Annotated in this window: 21 protein-coding genes and 1 pseudogene; 18 read left to right on the top strand and 4 right to left on the bottom strand. The window is 39.9% G+C overall.

From position 1 onward, the window contains the following. Positions 1-105 precede the first annotated feature (105 nt). From AAEU30_RS15390 to AAEU30_RS15380, 3 genes are read left to right on the top strand one after another with little or no spacing between them, the layout of a single operon-like run. Positions 106-1500, top strand: coding sequence for a RimK family ATP-grasp domain-containing protein (locus AAEU30_RS15390; protein ID WP_421961244.1), 1395 nt, complete (start codon positions 106-108; stop codon positions 1498-1500). Next, the gene (locus tag AAEU30_RS15385; RefSeq protein ID WP_421961243.1) at positions 1500-2609 is read left to right on the top strand and encodes a GNAT family N-acetyltransferase/peptidase C39 family protein; all 1110 of its coding nucleotides are present in this window, start codon (positions 1500-1502) and stop codon (positions 2607-2609) included. Before AAEU30_RS15390 ends, AAEU30_RS15385 begins: the two co-directional genes overlap by 1 nt. A 4-nt stretch (positions 2610-2613) precedes the next feature. Continuing rightward, entirely contained in the window at positions 2614-3126 is a 513-nt protein-coding gene (locus AAEU30_RS15380; protein ID WP_421961242.1) for an MgtC/SapB family protein, read from the top strand. A gap of 20 nt (positions 3127-3146) precedes the next feature. Here the strand turns inward: AAEU30_RS15380 and AAEU30_RS15375 are convergent, their stop codons facing one another. Beyond that, entirely contained in the window at positions 3147-4157 is a 1011-nt protein-coding gene (locus AAEU30_RS15375) for a GlxA family transcriptional regulator (protein WP_421961241.1), read from the bottom strand. A 126-nt stretch (positions 4158-4283) separates the two neighbouring features. Between AAEU30_RS15375 and AAEU30_RS15370 the strand changes: the two genes are divergently transcribed. The 7 genes and pseudogenes from AAEU30_RS15370 (at position 4284) to AAEU30_RS15340 (ending at position 13484) form a co-directional block, all read left to right on the top strand. Next, positions 4284-6182 carry a beta-ketoacyl synthase gene (locus AAEU30_RS15370; protein ID WP_421961240.1) on the top strand — a complete coding sequence of 633 codons (1899 nt, stop codon included), beginning with the start codon at positions 4284-4286 and terminating at the stop codon, positions 6180-6182. Positions 6183-6349: 167 nt separating this feature from the next. Beyond that, the gene (locus tag AAEU30_RS15365; protein WP_421961239.1) at positions 6350-8152 is read left to right on the top strand and encodes a M14 family metallopeptidase; all 1803 of its coding nucleotides are present in this window, start codon (positions 6350-6352) and stop codon (positions 8150-8152) included. A gap of 3 nt (positions 8153-8155) precedes the next feature. After that, positions 8156-8796 (top strand): annotated as a pseudogene (locus tag AAEU30_RS15360) (MBL fold metallo-hydrolase). Between the two features lie 89 nt (positions 8797-8885). After that, positions 8886-9344, top strand: a complete 459-nt coding sequence (locus AAEU30_RS15355; RefSeq protein WP_058558840.1) for an Lrp/AsnC family transcriptional regulator — start codon at positions 8886-8888, stop codon at positions 9342-9344. A gap of 145 nt (positions 9345-9489) precedes the next feature. Then, entirely contained in the window at positions 9490-11046 is a 1557-nt protein-coding gene (locus tag AAEU30_RS15350) for a SulP family inorganic anion transporter (protein ID WP_421961238.1), read from the top strand. 86 nt (positions 11047-11132) lie between these two features. After that, positions 11133-11753: an NUDIX hydrolase gene (locus AAEU30_RS15345; protein WP_421961237.1), complete on the top strand. Its 621-nt coding sequence runs from the start codon at positions 11133-11135 to the stop codon at positions 11751-11753. Between the two features lie 132 nt (positions 11754-11885). Then, on the top strand, positions 11886-13484 hold the full coding sequence (locus tag AAEU30_RS15340; protein ID WP_421961236.1) for an ABC-F family ATPase: 1599 nt from the start codon (positions 11886-11888) through the stop codon (positions 13482-13484). A 28-nt stretch (positions 13485-13512) separates the two neighbouring features. Here the strand turns inward: AAEU30_RS15340 and AAEU30_RS15335 are convergent, their stop codons facing one another. Beyond that, a complete protein-coding gene (locus tag AAEU30_RS15335; protein ID WP_421961235.1) occupies positions 13513-13944 on the bottom strand; it encodes an MgtC/SapB family protein in 432 nt (143 codons plus the stop codon). A 258-nt stretch (positions 13945-14202) separates the two neighbouring features. Here AAEU30_RS15335 and AAEU30_RS15330 point away from each other — a divergent pair, with 258 nt between their 5' ends. Next, complete coding sequence (locus tag AAEU30_RS15330; RefSeq protein WP_421961234.1) at positions 14203-14586, top strand: hypothetical protein; 384 nt, start codon at positions 14203-14205, stop codon at positions 14584-14586. Here AAEU30_RS15330 and fghA read toward each other — a convergent pair. Next, positions 14540-15382 carry an S-formylglutathione hydrolase gene (gene fghA, locus AAEU30_RS15325; protein ID WP_421961233.1) on the bottom strand — a complete coding sequence of 281 codons (843 nt, stop codon included), beginning with the start codon at positions 15380-15382 and terminating at the stop codon, positions 14540-14542. The two genes, AAEU30_RS15330 and fghA, sit on opposite strands and share 47 nt — an antisense overlap. A 57-nt stretch (positions 15383-15439) precedes the next feature. After that, complete coding sequence (locus tag AAEU30_RS15320) at positions 15440-16561, bottom strand: S-(hydroxymethyl)glutathione dehydrogenase/class III alcohol dehydrogenase (protein WP_421961232.1); 1122 nt, start codon at positions 16559-16561, stop codon at positions 15440-15442. Between the two features lie 109 nt (positions 16562-16670). Here AAEU30_RS15320 and AAEU30_RS15315 point away from each other — a divergent pair, with 109 nt between their 5' ends. The 7 genes from AAEU30_RS15315 to AAEU30_RS15285 all read left to right on the top strand — a co-directional run bounded on the left by AAEU30_RS15315 (position 16671) and on the right by AAEU30_RS15285 (position 25124). Continuing rightward, positions 16671-17540, top strand: a complete 870-nt coding sequence (locus AAEU30_RS15315; RefSeq protein WP_421961231.1) for a LysR family transcriptional regulator — start codon at positions 16671-16673, stop codon at positions 17538-17540. A 140-nt stretch (positions 17541-17680) separates the two neighbouring features. Next, the gene (locus AAEU30_RS15310) at positions 17681-18895 is read left to right on the top strand and encodes a lipoprotein-releasing ABC transporter permease subunit (protein WP_421961230.1); all 1215 of its coding nucleotides are present in this window, start codon (positions 17681-17683) and stop codon (positions 18893-18895) included. Next, positions 18888-19586 carry a lipoprotein-releasing ABC transporter ATP-binding protein LolD gene (lolD, locus tag AAEU30_RS15305; protein ID WP_421961229.1) on the top strand — a complete coding sequence of 233 codons (699 nt, stop codon included), beginning with the start codon at positions 18888-18890 and terminating at the stop codon, positions 19584-19586. Before AAEU30_RS15310 ends, lolD begins: the two co-directional genes overlap by 8 nt. Continuing rightward, positions 19576-20820, top strand: coding sequence for a lipoprotein-releasing ABC transporter permease subunit (locus AAEU30_RS15300; RefSeq protein ID WP_421961228.1), 1245 nt, complete (start codon positions 19576-19578; stop codon positions 20818-20820). Before lolD ends, AAEU30_RS15300 begins: the two co-directional genes overlap by 11 nt. A gap of 325 nt (positions 20821-21145) precedes the next feature. Next, the gene (gene gdhA / locus AAEU30_RS15295; RefSeq protein WP_421961227.1) at positions 21146-22498 is read left to right on the top strand and encodes an NADP-specific glutamate dehydrogenase; all 1353 of its coding nucleotides are present in this window, start codon (positions 21146-21148) and stop codon (positions 22496-22498) included. A 171-nt stretch (positions 22499-22669) separates the two neighbouring features. Continuing rightward, on the top strand, positions 22670-24067 hold the full coding sequence (locus AAEU30_RS15290; protein ID WP_421961226.1) for a M28 family peptidase: 1398 nt from the start codon (positions 22670-22672) through the stop codon (positions 24065-24067). A 250-nt stretch (positions 24068-24317) separates the two neighbouring features. Further along, entirely contained in the window at positions 24318-25124 is an 807-nt protein-coding gene (locus AAEU30_RS15285) for a hypothetical protein (RefSeq protein ID WP_421961225.1), read from the top strand. Positions 25125-25241: the final 117 nt, after the last annotated feature.

Raw genomic sequence — 25241 nt, 5'->3', positions numbered from 1 at the left:
GCTAAAGCACCCATCCTGTTAAGTGACCGCGTTTATACCCATCACTTAGCAGTATGGGTGTTTCTATTTATGCATTATTATTTTTGACTTACTTTAGGAAAAGTCGTGTTTAAAACCTTAATTGTGGTTGATAACAATGAGCAATCACTTGCTCAATCATTTGAAAACGTGATTACCTTCAATACTTATTTGCGAGATTATCCAAAACATAACGAAGCAAAAACACGCATTATTAATTTGTGTGATTCAAGCCAATATTTAAGTAAAGGGTATTATTGCTCATTACTGGCAGAGGCGCGTAAACACCAAGTATTACCCAGTGTAAAAACAATTAATGCGTTACGTTCTGGACAAGCTTTACCCAAAGGCCATGCAGGTTTAACAAATGTTGTGTACTTTGGAAAAGTAGCTAGTGCATTACAAGAAAAACCCGCAAAAGAATTATTTAAACAGTATCCAACACCGATTTTATATATTGATGATAGAAGTACTTTACAGCAAGGTTCGTTATCTTCTTTAACACAGCAACAGTATAAAAGGTTCATTGCTGAGCTCACAGAGTTTACACAAACGCAGTGGCGAATTAATGACATGCAGCGACGTTATCGGTGGGATATGGCCATTTTAGTTGATCATAATGAAAAAGTACCACCGAGTGATAAAGAAGCTATATCGCGTTTTATCAAAGCAGCAGCTAAGCAGGGAATTTATGCTCAAGTGCTTAGCGCGGATGAAATTTCAAATATTGCACAGTTTGACGCGTTATTTATTCGTCAAACCACCGCGATTGATCATCCAACGTATCGTCTTGCAATTAAAGCGCAAAACGCAGGGCTCGTGGTGATTGATGATGCAGAGTCCATTTTACGCTGCTGTAACAAGGTGTACTTACATGATGCATTCAATTATCAAAAAGTACCTAGCCTAAAAACGGTTGTTCTGGCAGATCTAACGGCAGAATCAATTGAACATTTAGAGCAGACATTTACTTACCCATTGGTATTAAAGATGCCTGAAGGTTCATTTTCTAAAGGGGTGTTTAAGGTAAGTGATAGGGCAGAACTGTCGTTAAAGTTAGCAGAGTTGTTTGAGTTTAGTGCATTAGTGTTAGCACAAGAATATATGTATACCGATTACGATTGGCGGGTAGGTGTGTTAAATGGTCGTGCTATTTATGCCTGTCGATACCTGATGGCACGTAATCATTGGCAAATATACAACCATGACTCGAAACGGTTTTTCTCTGGTGGCTTTGAAACACTCCCCACGTTTGAATTACCAAAAGCAGTATTAGATGCAGCGTTAAAGGCCTGTAAAACAGTCGGCAAAGGGTTATACGGCGTGGATGTTAAAGAGCATGAAGGCTTAGCGTATGTCCTTGAAGTTAATGATAACCCCAGTATTGACCATAAAGTTGAAGATGCCTATTTGGGTGATGAACTGTATATGATCATTATGGATGAATTTAAACAACGCCTTGAAGCAAGAGGGCGAGGTTAATGGTCACTGTTGATGTGGTACTACGAGTTGCCACTGGGAATGATTTAATTGCATTGCTTGAAATAGAACAACAAAGCTTCAGTCAAGATAGATTAAGTGCGCGCAGCTTAAAACGTTGGATAAGTGCTAAACATGGCATTTTATTGGTTGCACAGCTTCACAACCAGATAATTGGATACGGTTTAGTGTGGTGCCATAAAGGCACGCGTTTAGCACGATTATATTCATTGGCTGTTATGCCACATCTGCAGAGCAAAGGAGTCGCTCAAAAGCTGTTAATTGCACTTGAACGAGTAAGTGCTGAACGTGGTCGTGTGTTTATGCGCTTAGAAGTGGCGGTAAATAACATAGCCGCTATTGGCCTTTATGAAAAGCATGGTTATCGGGTATTTGGTCAGTACAGTGACTATTATCACGATCATAGTGATGCGTTACGAATGCAAAAAAACATTCGCAGCACCCATGAACTCGCATTTACGCGACAAACGCCTTGGTATCAGCAAACAACCGAGTTTACTTGTGGCCCAGCAGCGTTAATGATGGCCATGTCATCACTAAATAAGTCGCAGTTAAGTCAAGTTAACGAGTTGGCTATTTGGCGTGAAGCAACAACTATATTCATGACCTCAGGCCATGGCGGTTGCCACCCATTAGGATTGGCGTTGGCTGCACTAAAACGTGGATTCAATGCTGATGTGTTACTTAATACCCGTGATAGTTTATTTATTGATGGGGTTAGGAGTGAGAATAAAAAAGCTATTTTGCATACAGTCCATAATCAGTTTGTTATAGAGGCAATTAATCAACAACTTAATGTGAAATATCAAGATTTATCATTGGAACATATCGAGTGCTGGTTGGCTGCAAAAATGGCGGTATTATTATTGGTAAGTACTTATCAATTTGATGGTAAAAAATCACCTCATTGGGTGTGTGTAACGCATTTAGATGAACATTGTTTATATGTGCACGATCCATTTTGTGAAATTGACAAACAGTTAGCGATAGATTGCCAACATGTGCCAATTGCCCGGGCTGATTTTTCAAAGATGGCTGCTTTTGGGTCTAACCGGCTGAAAACGGCCATTGCTTTGAGTTTTAAAGGATAATGAAGTGACTTTGTATGAATTGTTAGATGTAAGCCCATATTCGTGGAGTGCAATAGGCACAGCGGCTTTTTGTGGTGCGTTAATTGGTGTCGAGCGGCAGTTAAGAGGCAAACCTGTAGGTATACGTACTTCAGTATTAATAATACTGGGAACTTATCTATTTTTGGCATCAGCATTTATGCTCCATGGTGATGTGATTGATCATTCTCGTGTAGTTGGTCAAATAATCACAGGTATTGGCTTTTTAGGGGCGGGAGTTATGCTCGCTAAGGATGGGGCTGTTGTTGGAGTGACTTCGGCTGCAACCATCTGGGTACTGGCATCAATAGGGGTTATGATCGCGACACAGCATCTCGGTGCTGCTATTAAGTTGTCTGTTTTAGTGGTCGGTATTTTATATGGTGTAGACGTGCTCGAAGCTCAGTTTAAAAGCTTAAGTAAAGGAGTACATCGCCAAGTAAAGATTTATTCAAAACGTTATTATCGTCAGACTAAATCAGCAGAACCAAAAGATTAATTGTGCTTATGTAACTTTGTTTAACCAAATAACTTACGTCTAACAATAGTGCGATAAGCTGTGGGTGTTTGCGATAAATATTTTTTAAATACGCGCGTTAAGTGCCCTTGATCGTTATAGCCAACCTCTAATGCCACTTCTTGGATTGATAAATTAGATGAAGCTAAAAGCTCCTTGGCTGATTGCACCCGAAGTTGTTGCCAATACTCAACAGGGCTTTGATTTGTAGCATGGCGAAATCGACGCGTGAAGGTACGATAACTTAGACCAAATAATTCAGCGACTTCAGTTAAAGTATGTTCCCCACCTAAGTTGTTTTTGAGCCAAAACTGTATTTGCGCAATCAGTTCATCAGGGTGTTTATCAACTGCGCCTTCAAGGTAGCGTTGATCTTCATAAGGCTTCCTAATTTCATGAGAAAAATTACGCTCAACATGTTGCGCAGCTTGTTGCCCATAATATTGACTAATAATGTGCACAATTACATCGGCAAGGGCATTCAAACTTGCAACACTATATAAACGTTCAGACTGAGTAATGAAAAAGTCAGGCTTCAGTAGTACCTTAGGGTAATCACGTTTAAATTGTTCAGCGTAATGCCAGTGAGTTGTCGCGGGGTGGCCATCTAATAGTTTTGCTTGTGCTAATAAACAATTTCCCGTGCCCACGCCGATAATTTGACTGTTACTTTGCCAGCTTTGATTAAGCCAGTTGACCAGTGCATTGTTAGCATGAACTACAGGACGAGGATTTCGCCAAATACCAGGGACGATAATTAAGTCACTTTTCGGTGCATTGCTGGCGGTGCAATCTGGAATGATAGCTAGACCGGTTCTATTTTTTATCGGCTTTTGACTCTCTGCAACGAGATAAATCTCTAATGGTCGAAATAGGTTTTTATCCAAGTGACTTTTAGCGAATGCTTCACCCGCTCTGAGCATTTCAATTGGCAGAGTTAAACTGGTAATTAATAAATGCTGATACACCAATAAACTAATTTTTAATGGTGTGATGGCTTCTTGTTTGTCCACTTAATTGCTCCGACCAGTTAGTTTTGGCATTAAAAGCCTGATATTTGGCTATTAAAGCACAATTGCATTTGTTGAATCCATCTAAACTGCAGTTATATTCATTAACACGTTTTCCCAAGGTAAATTATGACAGCATTACCCGTTATTGTCGGTATGGGCGGAATTAACGCCGCAGGCCGAACCTCATTTCATCAAGGATATCGTCGTATCGTGTTAGACAGTTTAGATGCTAAAGCACGACAAGAAACATTTTTAGGCTTAGCAACACTAATGAACCTTGTTAAATTAGAGCAAGGTCAATTAGTAGATAAAGAAGGTGAGCCAGTAGAAAAATCAGCCATCGAAACACGTTTTGGTGAGCAAATTATTGCTGGCACCTTAATCCGTAAAATTGAAAAAAATCATTTTGATGTTGACGCAACACCCTGGCAGCAAAAAATGACATTGAGCGTTTCAAATGATGAAAAAATTGTCTTTGAAACACGTGCACGTGATTTACCTCAACCTATACCCGCCAACTGGCAAGTAGAGGAACTAGAAGGTAAAAAAGTAAAAGTAACCATTGCGGCTGAGTTGGACATAAAGCATGCCAGTACGCGTGATAACCCAATAAAAGCAGCAGGTCAGTTCCCAACGGGTTTTGATCCATCAATAATGTACAATAGCCGTTATCAACCGCGTGGTTTACAAGCCACTATTTTTGCTGCAACAGATGCGATTCGCTCTACAGGCCTTGATTGGCAATATATCATGAATAGTGTTCAACCAGATCAAATTGGTACCTATTCAGCGTCTGTGGCTGGGCAAGTGAACGATGAAGGCTTTGGTGGTTTAATTCGCTCTCGCCAACAAGGTGAACGTGTTAGTACTAAGCAGTTGGCACTGGGTTTAAATACCATGTCGACTGATTTTATAAATGCGTACGTCACAGGTAATGTGGGAACAACGTTTACTACATCGGGAGCTTGTGCCACATTTTTATATAACTTACGTGCTGCAGTTAATGATATTCAAGCAGGGCGCACACGCGTTGCCGTGGTTGCATCGTCTGAATGTGCAATTACCCCTGAGATCATCGAAGGCTTCGGCAATATGGGCGCATTAGCCAATGAAGAAGGGTTAAAACGATTAGATAACACCGATGTGGTTGATCATCGTCGAACTAGTCGTCCTTTTGGTGAAAACTGTGGTTTTACAATTGGTGAGGGTGCACAAGTCGCGATATTAATGGATGATGCGCTTGCTCTTGAGTTAGGTGCTGACATTATGGGTGCCGTGCCAGATGTTTATGTAAATGCCGATGGTGTTAAAAAGTCAATTACCGCACCAGGCCCTGGTAATTATATTACTATGGCAAAATCAGTTGCTTTAGCATCGAGTATTTTAGGTCAAGAAGCAGTACAAGAACGAAGCTTTATTCTTGCGCATGGTTCAAGTACACCGCAAAATCGCGTAACAGAGTCACTTATATACCACCGTTTAGCACAAACCTTTGCTATTGATAGCTGGAAAGTAGCCGCGCCAAAAGCCTACGTAGGCCATACAATTGCACCCGCGAGTGGCGATCAATTAGCGATGGCACTTGGCGTCTTTACACATCATGTTATGCCAGGCATCACAACCATAGATAAAGTAGCCGATGACGTGCACAGTGAACGTTTAGATATTCGTACAGAACACTATAACTGTGGGGAAATGGATATCGCATTTATCAACTCTAAAGGCTTTGGTGGTAACAATGCGACTGCAACCGTGTTATCTCCATCAGTGACGATGCGTATGTTGCAAAATCGTCATGGTGAGGTAGCGATTAAAAATTATCAGCAATTACATCAAGTTGTTAAAGTTGCTCAGGTTGACTATCAACAACAAGCAGACTTGGGTAATTATGAGCTTATTTACCGTTTTGGTGATGGCATGATTGATGAAAACGACATTGTTATCTCAGAACAAAAGATGCAAATTCCTGGTTTTGAAAAAGCCATTGCTTTGAGTCAAACGAATCCTTATCAAGATATGTTTTAAGCACATTCTTGAGTGGCAAGGCGCTTTTACAGCGCCTTTTTTCATGTCTAAAACTTCCACTATGTCATTGGCTGCATTTTTTTGTTGAATCACCGCAGTTTACGCGACCCTTAATATATCCTTGTTATAATTTCATGTAATTACAAAGGCTAATGTTTGAGAATCCTATGATCGCCAGTTTATTATTGTTAAGTGCCACCGTTACATTAGACAGCCACTTGCCTCCACTTTTGCCATGGCAAGGGCAAAGTTTAGAATTAATGCAAAGCGAAGGCCCGTTAACGACTGATTTTGAACTGAGTGATGGGTTAAACTCGCCAGATTATAAGCAAACTATGGCCTTTGTTGAGCGATTAGTTGCGGCTAATCCAACTCAATTTCAAGTTCAAACTATTGCGACAAGTAATGCAGGGCGTGCAATTAAAATGCTCATTGCTAGCGAAGATGGTGATTTTTCAGCGGCGCAAATTAGTCATAGTGCAAAGCCAACTATTTTTATTCAAGCAGGCATTCATGCCGGGGAAATCGACGGCAAAGATGCAACTTTCATGCTACTTAGAGACATCGCAACGGGAAAACGCCGCGATATTCTAAGTAAAGTTAATATTTTATTTATTCCAATTTTAAATGTTGATGGCCATGAACGACGTAGCCAATATAACCGCATAAACCAACGTGGTCCGGTTGAAATGGGGTTCAGAACAAACGCCAATAACTTAAATTTAAATCGTGATTACACTAAATTAGACACCCCTGGTGTGCGTGGTGTAATGAAGGTAATAAATCAATATGCCCCAGATCTATATGTTGATGTGCATGTGACTGATGGTGCAGATTATCAATATGACGTGACATATGGGTACAACCCTGTTTTTTCCAGTGAATCACCTAGTGTGTCGCATGCGCTTGATCAATACTTTAAACCAGTGATTGATGAAAAGTTAGCACAACAAGGGCATATCCCAGGACCTTTAGTGTTTGTAATGGACAAACGTGAATTCAAAAAAGGCCTTGCTGGCTGGGTTGCAACCCCACGTTATTCAAATGGTTGGGGGGACTTGCGTTCATTACCAAGTATTTTAGTAGAAAATCACTCTCTTAAGCTCTACAAACAGCGGGTTCTTGGTACTTACGTATTTTTAGATGGTGCAATTACAGCTTTATCTGAAAATCACAAACAGCTGACAGAGGCTGTCGCTAAAGAGCAAGCATTTTTACCTAGCCAACTTATTGTAAAGCGAGGTTATGCCAAAGACCCTGACACCCTTGAGTTTAAGGGTATAAAGTATAGCCGCAGTGAAAGTGCTTTAAGTGGTCAGGTGGAAGTTAAGTATTTAGGTGAAAAACAGCACTATTCGGCATTGCCTATCTATTGGCAAAAAGATGTACAGAAAACCGTAACCGTACCCAAAGCTTTTTATATACCACCCGCTTACCCTGAAATAGTTAAAAAACTAAAACTTCATGGTATTAAAGTACAACCGGTTACTGAAACAGCGGCCATAACTAGTTTGAAAGTGGCTGCGGTTACTAAGCATGAATTCGATAAAACCCCATTTGAAGGGCGCTTTAGAGTAACGGCTGAATTTGACTACCAACCACTCAATGAAAAGGTTGTGACTGGTTGGTCTAAAGTAATAACCGCGCAACCACTTGGCGAATTAGCTACCCACTTATTACACCCTGAAGCGCCCGATTCGTTTTTTGCTTGGGGTGAGTTCAATTCTATTTTTCAACGCACTGAATACATGGAAAATTACGCATTAGCACCTTATGCCAGACAGATGCTTAAAGATAAGCCAGCACTTGCATTAGAGTTTGATAAAAAAATTCGTGAAGACGCAAAGTTTGCAAAAGATGCGCAAGCGCGTTTAAATTGGCTTTATCAAAAAACGCCATTCTATGATCAAGCGTATCTAAAATACCCAGTACTTATGGCGTTTAACACTAAATTGAACGATAAGAAATAAATAATGGATATTATAACGCTCCCAGTAACCGCTTTTTCACAAAATTGCCGCATTATTATTTGTAAGCGAACTCGCCAAGCTGTGGTCGTTGACCCCGGTGGTGATGCAGAGGAAATTATCGCTGAGCTTGAAAAACGACCTGTAGAAGTTAAAAGTATTTTATTAACGCATGGGCACCTTGATCATGTTGGTGCAGCAAAACAGTTAGCTGAACACTTTAATATCAAAATAATCGGTCCCCAAAAAGATGAGCTATTCTGGTTTGATGCGCTGCCTATGCAAGCACAAATGTTTGGCTTTAAACCGATAGCGCCGTTTTACCCTGATGCCTGGTTAGAAGCGGGCGATATGTATAAAATTGGTGATTTAAATTTCACAGTGCGCCATTGCCCAGGTCATACACCTGGACACATTATTTTTTACGAAGCTAACCTGAAGTTGTGCTGGTTGGTGATGTAATATTTAAAGGTTCAGTAGGGCGAACAGATTTTCCAAAGGGCGATGCCGCACAATTGTTGAACTCTATCAAAGAACAAGTGTTAACACTTCCTGATGAAACGCGAATTTTATCAGGCCATGGACCCGATACTACAGTTGCAGCAGAACGCATATCGAATCCATTTATAAGTGGTAAGCTTGGTTAGTTACGCATAAAAAATGCATAAAAACACAAGACGCAGCCGATAAAGCGATGTATAATTTAATCAATTTAGTAAAATAATAAAGAAATAAAATGTCTCTAAATCAAGTTGACCGCCAAATATTGGCACTGTTACAGCAAGACGCAAGCCTTTCAACCGCAGACATCGCAGATAAAGTTGGGCTTTCTCAGTCACCATGTTGGCGTCGAATAGCCAAGCTAGAGCAAGATGGTTACATCAAGGGTAAAGTAGCTTTACTCGATGAGAAAAAGCTCGGTTTTGATATGCTAGTTTATGCCCATGTACGTTTATCGAATCATGGTAGAACTAATTTAGCTGAATTCGAGCGCCTTATTTTGAGTTACGATGAAGTCACAGAGTGCTACAGCATGGCTGGTACTATGGACTTTATGTTGCGTATTATCTCAAAGGGTATCGAAGGTTATGAGCAATTTGTTCGTGATAACCTATTAAATCTTGAGTTTGTGCAAGAAGTTCATTCAAACGTTACCATGACGTGTGTAAAGCGCAGTACTTCACTCCCTCTATAAAATTATTGCTTTAATCAAATAGAAAAATCATTCCATTTCAAATGCACTATACTCAATAGTGCATTTACAATAACCAATTGTTAACTTTTGCTTAATTTGATAGAATTCAGCGCTTTTTTTGATCCCTACACCCACGAGGAACTCAATGTTTAACTTACTCAGCAAAGCGCCAAGCTCTGCTAAAAATGATATTTTATCAGGTTTAACGGTGGCGCTTGCCCTGGTACCTGAAGCTGTTGCTTTTGCATTTGTTGCAAACGTAGAACCATTGGTTGGTTTGTATGCTGCATTTATAGTTGGTTTAATTACAGCTATTTTTGGTGGTCGCCCAGGTATGATCTCCGGTGCAACAGGTGCGCTAGCTGTTGTAATGGTAAGTTTAGTATTAGACCACGGGGTTGAATATCTATTTGCTACGGTACTGTTGATGGGGATACTGCAAATACTCGCCGGTATTTTCAAATTAGGTAAATTTATTCGTATGGTACCGCACCCAGTAATGCTGGGGTTTGTAAACGGTCTAGCAATTGTCATATTCTTAGCGCAACTTGGTCAGTTTAAGTCCCCAGGACCTGATGGCACTATGCAATGGATGACTGGTGAGCCGATGATGATCATGCTTGGGCTTGTAGCACTCACCATGGCTATCATTCACTTTTTGCCGAAGTTGACTACAGCGGTACCATCAACCTTGGTAGCGATAGTAACAGTAACCCTTATTGTCATCGGTTTAGACCTTGAAGCACGTACCGTGCTCGACTTCTTAAAAGATATGACAGGTGATAGCGCAGCAACCATTGCTGGTGGCTTACCTGAGTTTCACGTTCCTATGGTGCCTTTTACTTTTGAAACGTTTAAGATTATCTTCCCTTATGCTCTAATCTTAGCGGCAATTGGTTTAATCGAATCACTACTAACACTAAGTTTAATTGATGAAATAACCGAAACTCGTGGTCAAAGTAATAAAGAATGTATCGGTCAAGGCGCAGCTAATGTAACGTGTGGCTTCTTTGGTGCAATGGGGGGTTGTGCGATGATTGGCCAATCTATGATCAATATTAATTCAGGTGGCCGTTCTCGTCTTTCGGGCATCACTGCTGCATTAATGTTATTGGGCTTTATCATTTTCGCCGCAGGCTTAATTGAAATGATCCCACTTGCTGCGCTTGTTGGTGTGATGTTTATGGTAGTACTTGGCACGTTTGAATGGGCAAGCTTTAAAATGATGAAGCGCGTACCAAAATCTGATGCGTTTGTTATTGTATTAGTGTCTGGCGTGACTGTGGTGACAGATTTAGCAATCGCGGTGTGTGTCGGTGTAATCGTATCTGCTTTAGTGTTTGCATGGCAACACGCTAAGCATATCTATACCACTAATTATATAGACCAAGACGGTGCAAAGGTTTACGAATTACATGGTCCATTATTTTTCGGTTCAGTTAAAAGCTTTGCTGAGTTATTTGATGTTAAAAACGACCCTAAAGATGTGATCATCGAATTTAAATACAGTCGTGTTGCCGATCACAGTGCGATTGAAGCAATAGATACCCTTGCTGATAAGTACACAAAAGCAGGTAAACAACTACATTTACGTCATTTAAGCAAAGACTGCACACAGTTATTGCATAAAGCGCGTGACCTGGTAGAAGTGAATGTTATTGAAGATCCTACTTATAAGGTAGCTTCTGATAAACTCGCTTAAATGCTCTGTTTTATAAAAAGCGAAGGCATAGCCTTCGCTTTTTTCGTTTTAGGATGTTATTACTAACAAAAAGCGAGCAGGAGGTTATGATGCAAAATTGGCTTGCATGGGCAAAACAAATTCAGGCTATCAGTCAAACAGGGAAAGCATATACAAAAGATGACTACGACATGGAGCGTTACGAGCAATTACAAGATTTAAGCTATAAAATGATTGCTAGCTTGGCTGAGCAACCAGTCGAAAAAGTAGCTAACTTATTTATTAATGAACACGGTTACCCAACACCAAAAGTCGACTTACGTGCAGGGGTGATCAAAGATAATAAAATTTTACTCGTGCGTGAACGTACAGATAACTGCTGGTCTTTGCCTGGTGGTTGGGCTGATGTGAATGAGGCACCAAGCGCGGGGATTATTCGAGAGGTACTTGAAGAGTCTGGCTATCATGTCAGTAACCCGCGTTTAATTGCATTAAAAGACCGAGCGCTTCATCCTTATCAGCCAGTTTCAATTCAACATATTTATAAGCTATTCTTTTTATGTGACTTTATAGGAGGGGAAGCAAAAATAAATATTGAAGTTTCAGACATCGACTTTTTTCCTTTAGACAATTTACCCGAACTTTCAATAGGGCGAGTCCTTAATGAAGACATCAGGCTGCTGTTTGATTGTCATCAAAATCCAACTAAATCACTGTATATTGATTAGGTCAGCTTACAAAGCTCGACTGTAAGGTGTGTGGGCTGTATAATTCGCGGCCTCTTTATATTGTGTTATTGCCTGTACTAACTCCCCATCAATGGGTGAGTTTACTTGCCCTTATTTGCTTAGGAATTCATCTTGATCTCAACCGCTAATATCACCATGCAGTTTGGTGCCGAACCTTTATTTGAAAACATTTCCGCTAAATTTGGTAACGGGAATCGTTATGGCCTAATAGGGGCAAACGGCTGCGGTAAATCAACGTTTATGAAAATCCTCAGCGGCGCACTTACCCCGACATCGGGTAATGTTTCAATTACCCCAGGGCTAAAAGTGGGTAATTTGAGCCAAGACCAATTCGCTTTTGAGCAATATTCAGTAGTAGACACTGTAATCATGGGTGACGTTGAGCTTTGGAAAGTAAAGCAAGAACGAGATCGTATTTATTCTCTGCCTGAAATGAGTGAAGAAGAGGGCATGAAAGTGGCCGAACTTGAAAGCATTTTTGCTGAAATGGATGGCTACAGTGCAGAAAGCCGCGCAGGTGATATTTTATTAAAAGCAGGTATTGAAGAAGAGTTTCATTTTGGTTTAATGTCACAAGTGGCGCCAGGTTGGAAATTACGTGTGTTACTTGCTCAAGCGTTGTTTGCAAACCCAGACATTCTATTACTTGATGAGCCAACCAATAACTTGGATATACATACCATTAATTGGTTAGAGCATGAGTTAAACCAACGTAAATGCACCATGATTATCATCTCCCATGACCGTTACTTTTTAAATGCAGTATGTACCCATATGGCGGATATAGATTATGGCGAATTACGTATCTATCCGGGTAATTATGAAAAATATATTGAAGCGTCAACACTCATACGAGAGCAACTACTTGCCGGTAACGCCAAGAAACAATCAGAAATCGATGAATTGCAAGATTTCGTAAACCGCTTTGGCGCAAATGCTTCTAAAGCAAAGCAAGCAAGCTCTCGAGCTAAAAAAATGGATAAAATTAGCCTTGATGAAGTTAAATCATCAAGCCGTATGGCACCTTCTTTGTATTTTGATGAAGGCAAGAAAATGCATCGCCAAGCATTGATCCTTGAAGAATTTGGTCATGGTTTTGATGGCGAAGTTTTGTTTGAAGGTGGCGAGCTTATTTTAGAAGCTGGTTCAAAATTAGCCATTATTGGTGAGAATGGTGTGGGTAAGTCGACTTTCATTCGTTGTTTAGTCAATGAATTAGAGCCAAACCATGGTGTTATCAAATGGTCAGAGAATGCATCAATTGGCTATTGCCCACAGGACAGCAGCAAAGACTTTGACAACGATTTAACACTATTTGATTGGATGTCGCAATGGCGTACAGCTAAGCATAACGACCTTATGGTACGTGGTATGTTAGGTCGCTTGTTATTTACAGCGGATGATGCCAATAAGAAAGCTAAAAACTGCTCTGGTGGTGAAAAGAATCGTTTATTGTTTGGTAAGCTGATGATGCAAGATGTAAACGTATTAGTGATGGATGAGCCAACCAACCACATGGATATGGAAGCCATTGAAGCGCTAAATAATGCCTTGAAAGACTTTGAAGGTACGTTGATATTTGTCAGCCATGACCGTGAGTTTGTATCATCACTTGCTACTCGCATTATTGATATACGCGATAAAAAAGTGGTTAATTTCCACGGCACATTTAACGAGTTTATGGCCAGCCAAGCTGAGTCAATGCAATAGTGTTTATGAGTAAGAGCTGATATAGCTCTTACTCTTTTACTGCTGGTTTAAATCGTTTTACATATCTCAATGTTACAAAATTAATTATAGCCATTAATACTGCAATTTCATAACGGCTAAATGCAACAGCAATACCGATTAAGCCCATATTCCAAATACTTGCTGCTGTGGCTGTGCCGTATGTAGAATTTTTATTTTTTAAAATTGCGCCACCACCAATAAAACCTATACCGGTAATTATTCCTTCGAGTACTTTTGATTCAGCTTCGGAATTCGTTAGTACAGACATGCCAACGAGCGCATAACCACAAGATGCAACCGCTACTAAAGGAAATGTCCTTAGTCCAGCACCATGATTTGAGCGTTCTCGATCAAAAGCCATTGGCAATGAAAGCATATATGCAATGCCAAGTTGAATAAGATTTTTAACTATTTCATTCCATTGTAAGTCTAATTCCATTTTTGTACTCCAAAAATTAATAATTAGACATAACAAGCAAATAGCAATCCAATTTTAAAATCAAATAAATCAATAGGTTGTTATTTAAGGGGATAATTAAGAGGAGCGTCAATGGGAAAATATTACATCCAAAGTGTTCCTTTCATACAGTTTATTACAAACTTTGACTAATACCTTTTAAATGAACACGGCTATAATTTACCAACGTTATAGGATCGCTTTATTAATTTTTAATTGGGTGTGGAAGGGAAGAATAAAATGCACAAACTTATTATTTGTAAAATATGTCTGGTTTTCACCTTGAGCGGCTGTACCGTAGCTGGGTTTGTTGTTGACAGTACAATTTATACCAAAGCAGATAAAAGTTATTATGCAGACCTAGCGCTATCACATCCAAGTGAAACACCAAAAATTAAGCAACCAACATCAGGTGTTAATACTTTGTCGTTTACAGATTTAGGTTTAGCTGTTGATAGCTATTTAGTGGGGTTGGTTCAACAAGGTACAAAGCCAGAGGTTGTATGTACGCAGGTATCAAAGTCAGTAAAAATCTGTGAGGAAGTAGATGCATATGCCCCCACAGATACTGAATTAACTAATCAAGCAGATACTGTTGATGAAATAATAGGTGTTCGTCTATAAAGCTACTTATGAAAAAATAGCTATGATCATAACCTGCATGCATATTGATTTCTGCAGGGTAGTCTTTTTCATTCACTTGTTGAAATAAGTTTTCGATTTTTAACTGTTCAAGCAAAAAATTATCTGCTTCACCTTGATCAACGCGCATAGGCACAAAATCATCGGATTTTGCTTGCTGCATTAGCGCACAAGTGTCGTATTGTGCCCAAGTCGATTTATCATTGCCTAAATAATGACTAAACGCTTTTTCACCCCACGGGCATGCCATAGGGTTAGTAATAGGGCTGAACGCCGATGCACTGGTGTAGGTATCTGGGTTGCGCAGTGCAATCATTAATGCGCCATGTCCGCCCATTGAATGCCCGCTAATGGCTTTTTTATCAGATACAGGAAAGTGTTGCTCAATCAGTGCTGGTAGCTCATGTACTACATAGTCATACATATTGTAATGTGTATTGTAAGGGGCTTGGGTTGCATTAACGTAAAAGCCAGCACCTTGGCCGAAGTCGTAGCTGTCTTCGTCAGGCACATTCTCACCACGGGGGCTGGTATCGGGTGCTACTATGGCAATACCAAGCTCAGCAGCTTTTTTAAATGCCCCAGCTTTTTGCATAAAGTTTTCATCGGTGCAAGTTAAGCCAGATAACCAATAAAGTACAGGGACCTTATTTGTTTGGCTTGCACCGGGAGGTAAAAATACCGCAAAGCGCATTTTACAATGGGTACTGGTTGAGGTGTGGCTGTATTGTTTATGCCAACCATCACTTACTTTGACCGTTGTTAAATTATCTAACATAGCGTCCTCGCTAAAAAGCCATGAAATAAGACTCATGGCTTGTATTAATCAGAAATATTAATAATGAATTACTGTACGAATACTTTTGCCTTCGTGCATTAAATCGAATGCTTCATTAATACCTTCAAGCTCCATGGTATGGGTGATAAAGTCATTTAGTGCAAACTCACCAGCCATATATCGCTCTACAATTTCAGGTAATTCTGAACGGCCTTTCACACCACCGAACGCACTACCACGCCAAACACGACCAGTTACTAACTGGAATGGGCGAGTTGAAATTTCTTGGCCGGCACCTGCCACACCGATGATCACAGATTCCCCCCAGCCTTTATGGCAACATTCAAGAGCAGAGCGCATAACATCTACGTTACCTATGCACTCAAAAGAGAAATCAACACCACCGTCAGTCATCTCAACGATCACTTCTTGTATTGGCTTATCGAAGTCTTTTGGATTGATTAAATCTGTCGCGCCCAGTTTTGTCGCTAATTCAAACTTTGAAGTATTAATATCAATACCAATAATACGACCTGCACCAGCCATTTTTGCACCGATAATAGCTGATAGACCAATACCGCCTAAACCAAATATAGCAACAGTATCCCCAGCTTGAACTTTTGCTGTTTTAGTTACAGCGCCCATGCCTGTCGTGACACCACAGCCCAATAAGCATACTTCTTCAAGTGGCGCTTCTTTGTTTACTTTAGCGAGCGAGATTTCAGGTAACACAGTGTATTCAGAGAATGTTGATGTGCCCATGTAATGATAAATTGGCTGGCCATCTTTATAAAAGCGGGTAGTACCATCAGGCATTAAACCTTTGCCTTGTGTTTCGCGCACTGCTGAACATAAGTTAGTTTTACCAGAAGTACACATTTTACACACGCCACATTCAGCAGTGTAAAGTGGAATTACATGATCACCAACCTCAACACTTGTGACGCCTTCACCTACAGCATAAACAACACCGGCGCCTTCATGACCTAAAATTGCAGGGAAAATACCTTCAGGATCTTCACCTGACAGAGTAAAAGCATCGGTATGGCAAACACCGGTTGCAGTAATTTTAACCATAACTTCGCCTTTTTTGGGCATCATTACATCCACTTCTTCAATAGACAGTGGTTGTTTAGGGCCCCAAGCGATGGCGGCTTTTGATTTTATAAATTCTGACATAATGACTCGCTTATTTGTTAGTAACGGTAAAAACAATAACGTTATTTTATTTGTTTCTCAAACAATGTTAATCTCAATTTTACTAAAACACTTTTACAGTATGGTAATAATGAACCGTTGGTTAGGAATTGATGAATTTATTGCAGTGGGCGAAGAGGGCAGCTTTACGCGTGCAGCAGAGACTTTAAATGTGTCTGTTGCTCACATTAGTCGTCAAGTCACGGCTCTTGAGCAACGATTAAACACACAGTTATTAACACGCACTACCCGTAAAGTAGTGTTGACCAAAGAAGGCGAGACTTTTTTACATCAAATAAAGCATTTACAGCATGCAATGGACGATGCAACAGCATTACTTGCACAGCAGCAAAATACTCCAAAAGGAAAAATTAAACTGACTGCTCCTGTAATGTACGGTGAAACATTTGTTATGCCAGCAGTTCATAGTTTTATGCAACAACACCCTGATGTTGAAATTGTAATGGCATTAAGTAACCAACAAGAAAACTTGATAGAAGGAGGCTTTGATTTAGCCATTCGCCTTGGTCACTTAAAAGACTCAAGCCTTAAAGCACGTCGATTAAGTGCACGTCATTTTGTTATTTGTTGTTCACCCGACTATTTAACCCGTTATGGTGAACCGCACACGCTCGCTGAATTACAGCAACATCAATGTTTAATCGGTAACAGTAGCTACTGGCGAGTGTGTGAACAAGCAAAAGATAAACATATTAAAATAGCAGGGCGGTTACAATGCAATAGTGGTTGGGCGTTAGCTGACGCTGCTAAAAAGGGCCTAGGAATAGTGCAACTGCCTAATTACTACATAGAAGATGACTTAGCGAACGGAAATTTAGTACCTATATTAACCAATAATCAATCAAAGCCTGAAGGGGTTTGGGGGGTGTACCCACCTCGGCAATTTGTTGCAACCAATGTAAAAGCCTTATTGGATCATTTAGTTGCGAGCTTAAATTAACCGACTTTTAATAATTTGATTAATGCTATGTTCAAGTATCAGATTTATAATTGTTTTTTACACTTTCCCTAATACCAATTTAAAACAAAAATATGCTAGTATGGCAACTTATTTGGCCTAAGATGTGACCATAATTAATTATGTTTCAACCAGTTAGTCTATTTATTGGACTTAGATATAGCCGCTCCTCGAAAGGGAACGCGTTTATTTCGTTTATTTCGTTTTTCTCCATTGCAGGCATTGCCATTGGTTTGATGGCACTTTATACCGTCAGCTCAGTCATGAATGGCTTTGAGGATAATTTAAAATCGAATATGCTCGGTTTAATTCCTCATGTTGAAGTCTCTGCAAATAATAAAACTCAACAGCAAATGCAGACACTACAAAATAATGTGGTCTCGTCAAATTATGTCAAGCATGCCAGCCTTTATCGTCATGGCGAAGCCATATTGCAAACTAACAAAGATTTACATGGGGTGCTATTACAAGGGCTATATGATGATAATGCCTCGCTTTATAAAATTAGCGATAAAATAGTGCAAGGTGAGTGGGATAAAGTGCTGGCCACGCGCTATAACATTGCTGTTAGCCGCTATTTAACCCGTAAACTCGGAATTGGTTTAGGCGATAAAGTACGAGTGATTATGCCAGGTGCTTCAACTTACACTCCTCTTGGGCGCGTGCCTAGCCAGCGTTTATTTACCGTTGCTGCAATCTACGAAACTGGATCAGAAATTGATATGGGGCTTGCTTTTACCAGTGGTGAGTCACTACAGCGGGTATTAAAGCAATCAAGTAATGTTGCGCCTAATTTAAGTATTTCATTACAAGACCCGTTTTTAGTTGATGACTTTAAGGCCAGTACAAACTTGTTTTCAGATTTTCAATTAACAGACTGGCGACAATCACAAGGGACATTATTTGCAGCGGTTGCTATGGAAAAGCGCATTATGTCTATTTTATTGGCGTTGATCGTTCTGGTTGCCGTATTTAATATAGTGTCAGCATTAACAATGATGGTGAGCGAAAAACAAAGTGAAGTCGCCATTTTACAAACACTCGGGCTTACTCCAAACCAAGTACAACAGGTTTTTATGATTCAAGGTTTGTACAATGGTGTAATTGGCACAAGCATTGGTGCAGCACTTGGTTTATTACTGAGTGCCAATATTAATGAAGTGTTGTCAGCTGTTGGTTTGAATGTGTTGACGGGGATTCGTCTACCGGTCAAATTCGATGTCACAAGTTTAGTTTTAATTGCGCTGGGAAGCATCGCGATGAGTTTTTTAGCTACCTTATATCCGGCAAAAAAAGCCGCTAAAGTAAGCCCCGCAGAGGTATTGCGTTATGAATGATTTAGTTATCCAGTGTGAAAAATTGAGTAAATCCTATCAAGATGGTGAGAACCAAGTTGATGTATTAAAGGGGGTAGACTTAACATTACACCAAGGTGAAATGCTGGCAATAGTGGGTAGCTCAGGCTCTGGTAAAAGCACGCTTTTACATATATTGGGCACTTTGGATAGTCAAAGTGATGGCGTAGCAAAAATCAAAGGGCAACAAGTCGCTGACTTATCGAGAAAAGAGCAAGCCAAATTTAGAAATGAAAACTTAGGCTTTATTTATCAGTTTCATCATTTATTAATGGAATTTAACGCCGTTGAAAATGTAGCAATGCCGCTATTAATTAAAGGATTGAGTGCAAAAGACGCTAACACCCAAGCCTTGGCAATGCTTGATAAAGTAGGGCTCTCTCATCGTAGTTTACATAAGCCGTCTGCATTATCAGGTGGTGAAAGGCAGCGCGTTGCCATTGCGCGTGCGTTGGTTACACAACCTGCCTTAGTACTCGCTGATGAACCTACGGGAAACCTTGATAAACAAAACGCAGTTAAAATTTATGATTTAATTAAAGAGCTTAATGGCAGCCTAAATACCAGTTTTGTTGTTGTAACGCATGATTTAGAGTTAGCTGATAAGCTTGGCAAAATAGCGTATTTAGACGAAGGTAAAATAGCCATCAAAGAGAGCAATCATGTTGCTTAGTGCATTTTTAAGTAAACGTTTTAGAGCGCATTCAGGGTCTAAAGAAGGTCAAAACGGTTTTGTCAGTTTTATTGCTAAAGCCTCTACGATAGGTATTTTACTTGGTGTTGCTGTATTGATTGTTGCTTTATCTGTGATCAATGGATTTGAGCAGCAATTAGTGCACCGTTTGTTAAGTGTGGTGCCTCAAGTTGAATATGTAGCACCTAATAGACCCATAGAACAATGGCCCAGTAAAGTTGCTAACTTGGCTAAGCAACCAGGTGTCACTGGTGCAGCTCCGTTTATTAGTGTAAATGGTATGGCCCAGTATAAAAGTGATTTAAAAGCGGTTGAAGTACGTGGTGTTAGCCCCGAGCTTGAAAAAAACGTTTCTTCAATTAACCAATACACTCAAGGGAAGTTAATCAGCCAATTAAGCTTGGATGAAGTTATATTAGGTGCGCAAGTTGTTAAACAATTACAATTACAGCAAGGTGATTTAGTCACTTTATTAATTCCTCAAGTGAACCAAACTGGCAGTGATATATTAGCGCCAAAGCGCGTTACGTTAACCTTAGCAGGTATTGTAAAAATGGGGGGGCCAATAGATAGCACAGCGGCATTTATTCATTTAGCGAAGGCGCAATCTTTACTCGGCTACAGCCCGCAGCAAGTGACCGGATTACGCTTACAGGTGAATGATGTATTTTATGCTCACCAGATAGCGCTTAGGGTGGGACAAACCATTCCTGATTATGTTTATATCTCCAGTTGGTTTAGAACCCAAGGCAGTTTGTACCAAGACATTCAAATGGTGCGTACCATTGTTTATATTGTGGTGTTTTTAATTATTGCCGTTGCTAGCTTTAATATTGTCTCATCGTTAGTGATGGAAGTTCGTGAAAAGCAGGCCAATATTGCTATTTTAAAAACGATGGGGGCAAAAGATAGCACAATATTAGCAACCTTTGTTATGCAAGGTCTCACCCAGGCATTTGTAGGTGTTGTATTGGGATGTTTTATTGGTGTTTTTTTAGCGCTGAACATTAGTAGCTTATTTACTTGGCTGAGCCAATTATCCGGTGCTAACCCACTCGAAGGCGTTTATTTTATTGAGTTTTTACCAAGTAAATTAGTTTGGCAGGATATCGTTATTACCGTTATCGTGACTTTTATATTAGCAGTGCTCGCAACTATCTACCCAGCATGGCAAGCAACCCGCGTTGATCCAGCAAAAGTACTCGGGAACTAATTTTCTAACATATTAAAAGGATTTAATATGCGCTCTCATTTTACAATAATTATGTTCATAGCTGAGCCTACATCTTAGCTATGAACGTTGACCATGAAGGTCATGACTTCCCATTAAATATGTAAAAATACTAGCTACATATTCACAATGTATAATCTCTGTTTAGCGCGTAAGTTCAAAAAAATTCACGTTGGTAATGATTTGGCTTTTTAAAAATCGTGGTATGGTTATGAAAGAAAACCATTTATAGGGGCAACCTAACCATGAGCTTTAAACTTGACCACGTCTATTTTAATATTTGATAACTTACCACGGAAGAATAAATATGAATTATATCCATAGTACAATTGCACAACTTAAAAACACCAGCCCAGCGCAATGTGAATTTTATCAAGCAGTCGAAGAAGTGCTTGAATCACTTGAGCCAATTTTAGAAAACACACCAGAATATCAAACCAATGCCATTATTGAACGCTTAGTCGAGCCTGAACGACAACTTATGTTTAGGGTTCCTTGGGTGGACGATCAAGGCAAGATACATGTTAATAAGGGCTACCGCATTGAATTTAACTCCTCTCTAGGGCCTTATAAAGGTGGTTTACGTTTTCACCCTAGTGTTAATGCCAGCATTATAAAATTTTTAGGCTTTGAGCAAATTTTTAAAAATGCTTTAACTGGTTTACCAATTGGTGGCGGGAAAGGTGGGGCGAACTTTGATCCTAAAGGTCGTTCTGACGGCGAAATTATGCGTTTCTGTCAATCATTTATAAATGAATTATATCGCCATATAGGCCCAACTACCGATGTGCCCGCAGGGGATATTGGTGTAGGTGCTCGTGAAATTGGCTATATGTTTGGCCAATATAAACGCTTAACTGGTCGCTATGACGGCGCATTTACAGGAAAAAGCTTAGCCTGGGGCGGCTCACTAGTACGTAAAGAAGCAACAGGCTACGGCGCTGTTTATTTTGCTAATTATATGCTGCAAGAGTGTAATGATTCATTACAAGGTAAGCGCTGTTTAGTGTCTGGTGCTGGCAATGTGGCGATTTACGCTATGGAAAAACTTTATCAATTAGGTGCGACACCAATTAGTTGCAGCGACTCAGGTGGTACCCTTTACCATGAAACAGGTATAGATCTAGCACTAATAAAAAATATTAAAGAAGGGAGTAGAGGCAGCTTATCGAGCTACTTAGATACCCACACTGATGCGCGATTTATTCCCAGAAATGAATACCCCGAGGATGGCCATGCGGTTTGGCGCTTTAGTGCTGATGCTGCTTTCCCTTGTGCTACGCAAAATGAGCTAACCCACGCGGATGCTCAAGCACTTGTAACAAATGGCTGTATTTTAGTTAGCGAGGGTGCAAACATGCCATCTACACAAGATGCTATCAATGTATTCTTAGCTGCAAAAATAGCTTATGGCCCTGGAAAAGCAGCTAATGCGGGAGGGGTTGCAACCAGTCAGTTAGAGATGGCCCAAAACGCAAGCATGCAAACGTGGACCTTCGAAGAGGTTGATGCCAAGTTACAGCAAATAATGAAAAACATTTTCGACACAGCAAGTAGCACAGCCAGTGAATTTGGTGAACCGGGTAATTTGGTGCTTGGTGCAAATATAGCCGCATTTAGACGTGTTGCAGATGCCATGATAGAACAAGGTGTTGTGTAATAATCACGATAAAGTGCCCAATATGCAGTTATTGGGCATGTCATGTTTTATTTGTTGCTCTTTAGCGGATAATTAAGGCACTTATCTCAAATCCCTTTGCTACATTTATTTGCTCACGTAATGTGGGTTCATCAACTCATTAAATACATAAAATAATAAAGAGCATCAATTATGGCTAAAAAAATTTATTTAAAAAAAGCGGCATTAAACTCAACACTCCTTGTCAGCAGCTTTTTTTTATCCCACTCAACATTTGCCGCACAGCTTAAATATCAAGATCAAGGTCAACTCCATAAAATTGCAGCAGCCGTATCGCCAAAGCGCCTCGAAAGTGACGTTCAAACGCTGGTGGATTTTGGTACGCGCCATACACTGTCTGAAACCCAATCAAATACTCGTGGCATTGGCGCCGCGAGACGTTGGATAAAAGCCGAGTTCGAGGCAATATCTAAACAATGTGGTGGCTGCCTAGAAGTCATTGAAGTAAAAGATACAATCTCTGGCGAAAAACGCATTCCAGACCCAGTTGAAGTGGTAAATATTATCGCTATTCAGCGTGGTGTAGATGAGCCTAACCGCATGGTAATGATGTCTGGCGATATAGATTCACGTGTGAGTGATGTGATGGATTTTACTAGTGATTCACCAGGGGCGAATGATAATGCAACCGGTGTGGCAGGAGTGATTGAAGTTGCTCGTGTGTTATCAAACTATAAATTTAATGGTTCCATTGTTTATGCTGCGCTTTCAGGTGAAGAGCAGGGTTTGTTTGGGGGAAAAATACTCGCAAACCATGCCCAGCAACAAGGTTGGCAAGTTCATGGCGTATTGAATAACGACATGATTGGCAATATCACGGGTATTAATGGGGTTACAGATAATACAACAGCCCGTATTTTCTCTGAAGGTACACGCGTTATTGAAACCAAAGAGCAAGCCCATAAACGTCGGTTCACTGGGGGTGAAGTTGACTCAGCAAGCCGCAACCTGGCGCGTTATATTGATACCATTGCAGACAGATACATCCCAAATTTAGATACTATGTTGGTTTATAGGCTCGACCGTTTTGCCCGTGGTGGCCACCATAGACCCTTCAATGATATGGGGTATGCTGCCGTCAGGGTAATGGAAACCAACGAAAACTATAATCATCAACACCAAGATTTACGCACTGAAGACGGCATTGTTTATGGCGATACTATCGACGGCGTAGATTTTGACTACACCGCAAAACTCACCTCACTTAATGCAGTGAGTTTAGCCGCAATGGCTTGGGCACCAGCCCCGCCTAATGGAGTGGAAATATCAGGTGCGGTAAAACCAAGTACAACATTAAAGTGGCAAAGAAACACTGATACAACCACCGTTGGCTACAGAATTTACTGGCGTTATACCAGCGAGCCACAATGGCAGTTTAGCCGTTATGTAGGTGATGTAAGCGAAGCAACGCTCAAAAATGTAGTTATCGATAATTATTACTTTGGTGTCGCCGCAGTGAATAAAGACGGTATTGAATCACCCGTGGTATTTCCAGGTGACGTAGGTGCGTTTGAGCATACTATAAAGTAGTAAGTTAACTTTTCTTAGCGCGAGGCTATCTTGCGCTACCGCTTTTTGTTTCAGTCATAATAGTAGTAGGGCAGTGATAACAAATTAACTTATTGACTTTAAACATATTTACTTACCTTGTTCTCGTATAATAAAAATGTTGATTCTCGATTAAGTAAATTCTCGCAATGGGAGTGACTAATTTTTGTTGTCATCCTCATCATAAGTTAGTAGGTTAATAATACTTTTATAAATTTTAATTCGTATTGACATGATTACGTCCACTTTTGTGAAAGTGTTTATCGCTAATCTTGGTAAAACGCTGCTATATGAATTCGAGGTTGTAGTGGTAAATCGAAGGCTTGTTGAATTACGAAAGATAGTTCGAACTAAAAGTAAAACAGTCATTGATACGCTTCTTGAAGATCATAGCGCTTCTATTTGCATTTTATGTGCAACAGGTAAAGACCTGACTAAAGAGCATGTAATTCCCAAATGGACATTTGAGAATAATCAAAACAAGAACTTTGTCACAGGCATAAATGGTTTAAGCCAAAGTTATAGTAAAACTACCTTACCAGCATGCTCTCATTGTAATTCATATCTAATGGGCGCATTGGAGCGTAATTTAGAACTATTATTTCGCCATAAAGATTTATCAGAGCAGCATTTTTCAAATGACGAAAAGTCAAAAATAATTCTATGGCTCGAGTTCATTGATTATAAATTTAACGCTCTTGATTTAAGGCGTAAACTTAAAAAGCCTAAAGGCGGTGCTTATATCCCATATTTGGCTGATTTCCCAGTAAGCATTATGCAAAGAATGGATGATTCACCTAGTAAGATTTTTACATTATTTCGTAACAGTCTTAAGAAGTTAGGTGTTAAAAGTAGAGTAAATCAATTGAACTCACTTGTTACTTTTAAAACTACGAATGAGAGTTTCCATTTCTTTCATCAAACAAGTGAGTATATTTTTATAGAATTACCGCAACATAGTATTGCGTTGTTTTATCACTTTAACCAAGAGTTCGATGTTGAACGTGATGCATATGATTCTGCGATGGAAATAAGGTAGTGTTCAAAAATCTGTGTCATTTCAGTAAACTGATAAAAACAGGAATGACACATGACAAATCAATTCAACTTCGAAGATGCAGTTAAGGCACTTCAATCCGGTAAAAAACTTAATGGT

Origin of the sequence: Pseudoalteromonas mucoides (assembly GCF_049257175.1) — a bacterium.
GTDB lineage: Bacteria > Pseudomonadota > Gammaproteobacteria > Enterobacterales > Alteromonadaceae > Pseudoalteromonas.
Note: the sequence above shows the minus strand (reverse complement) of the source record. Positions and strands in the feature narration are given on the sequence as shown.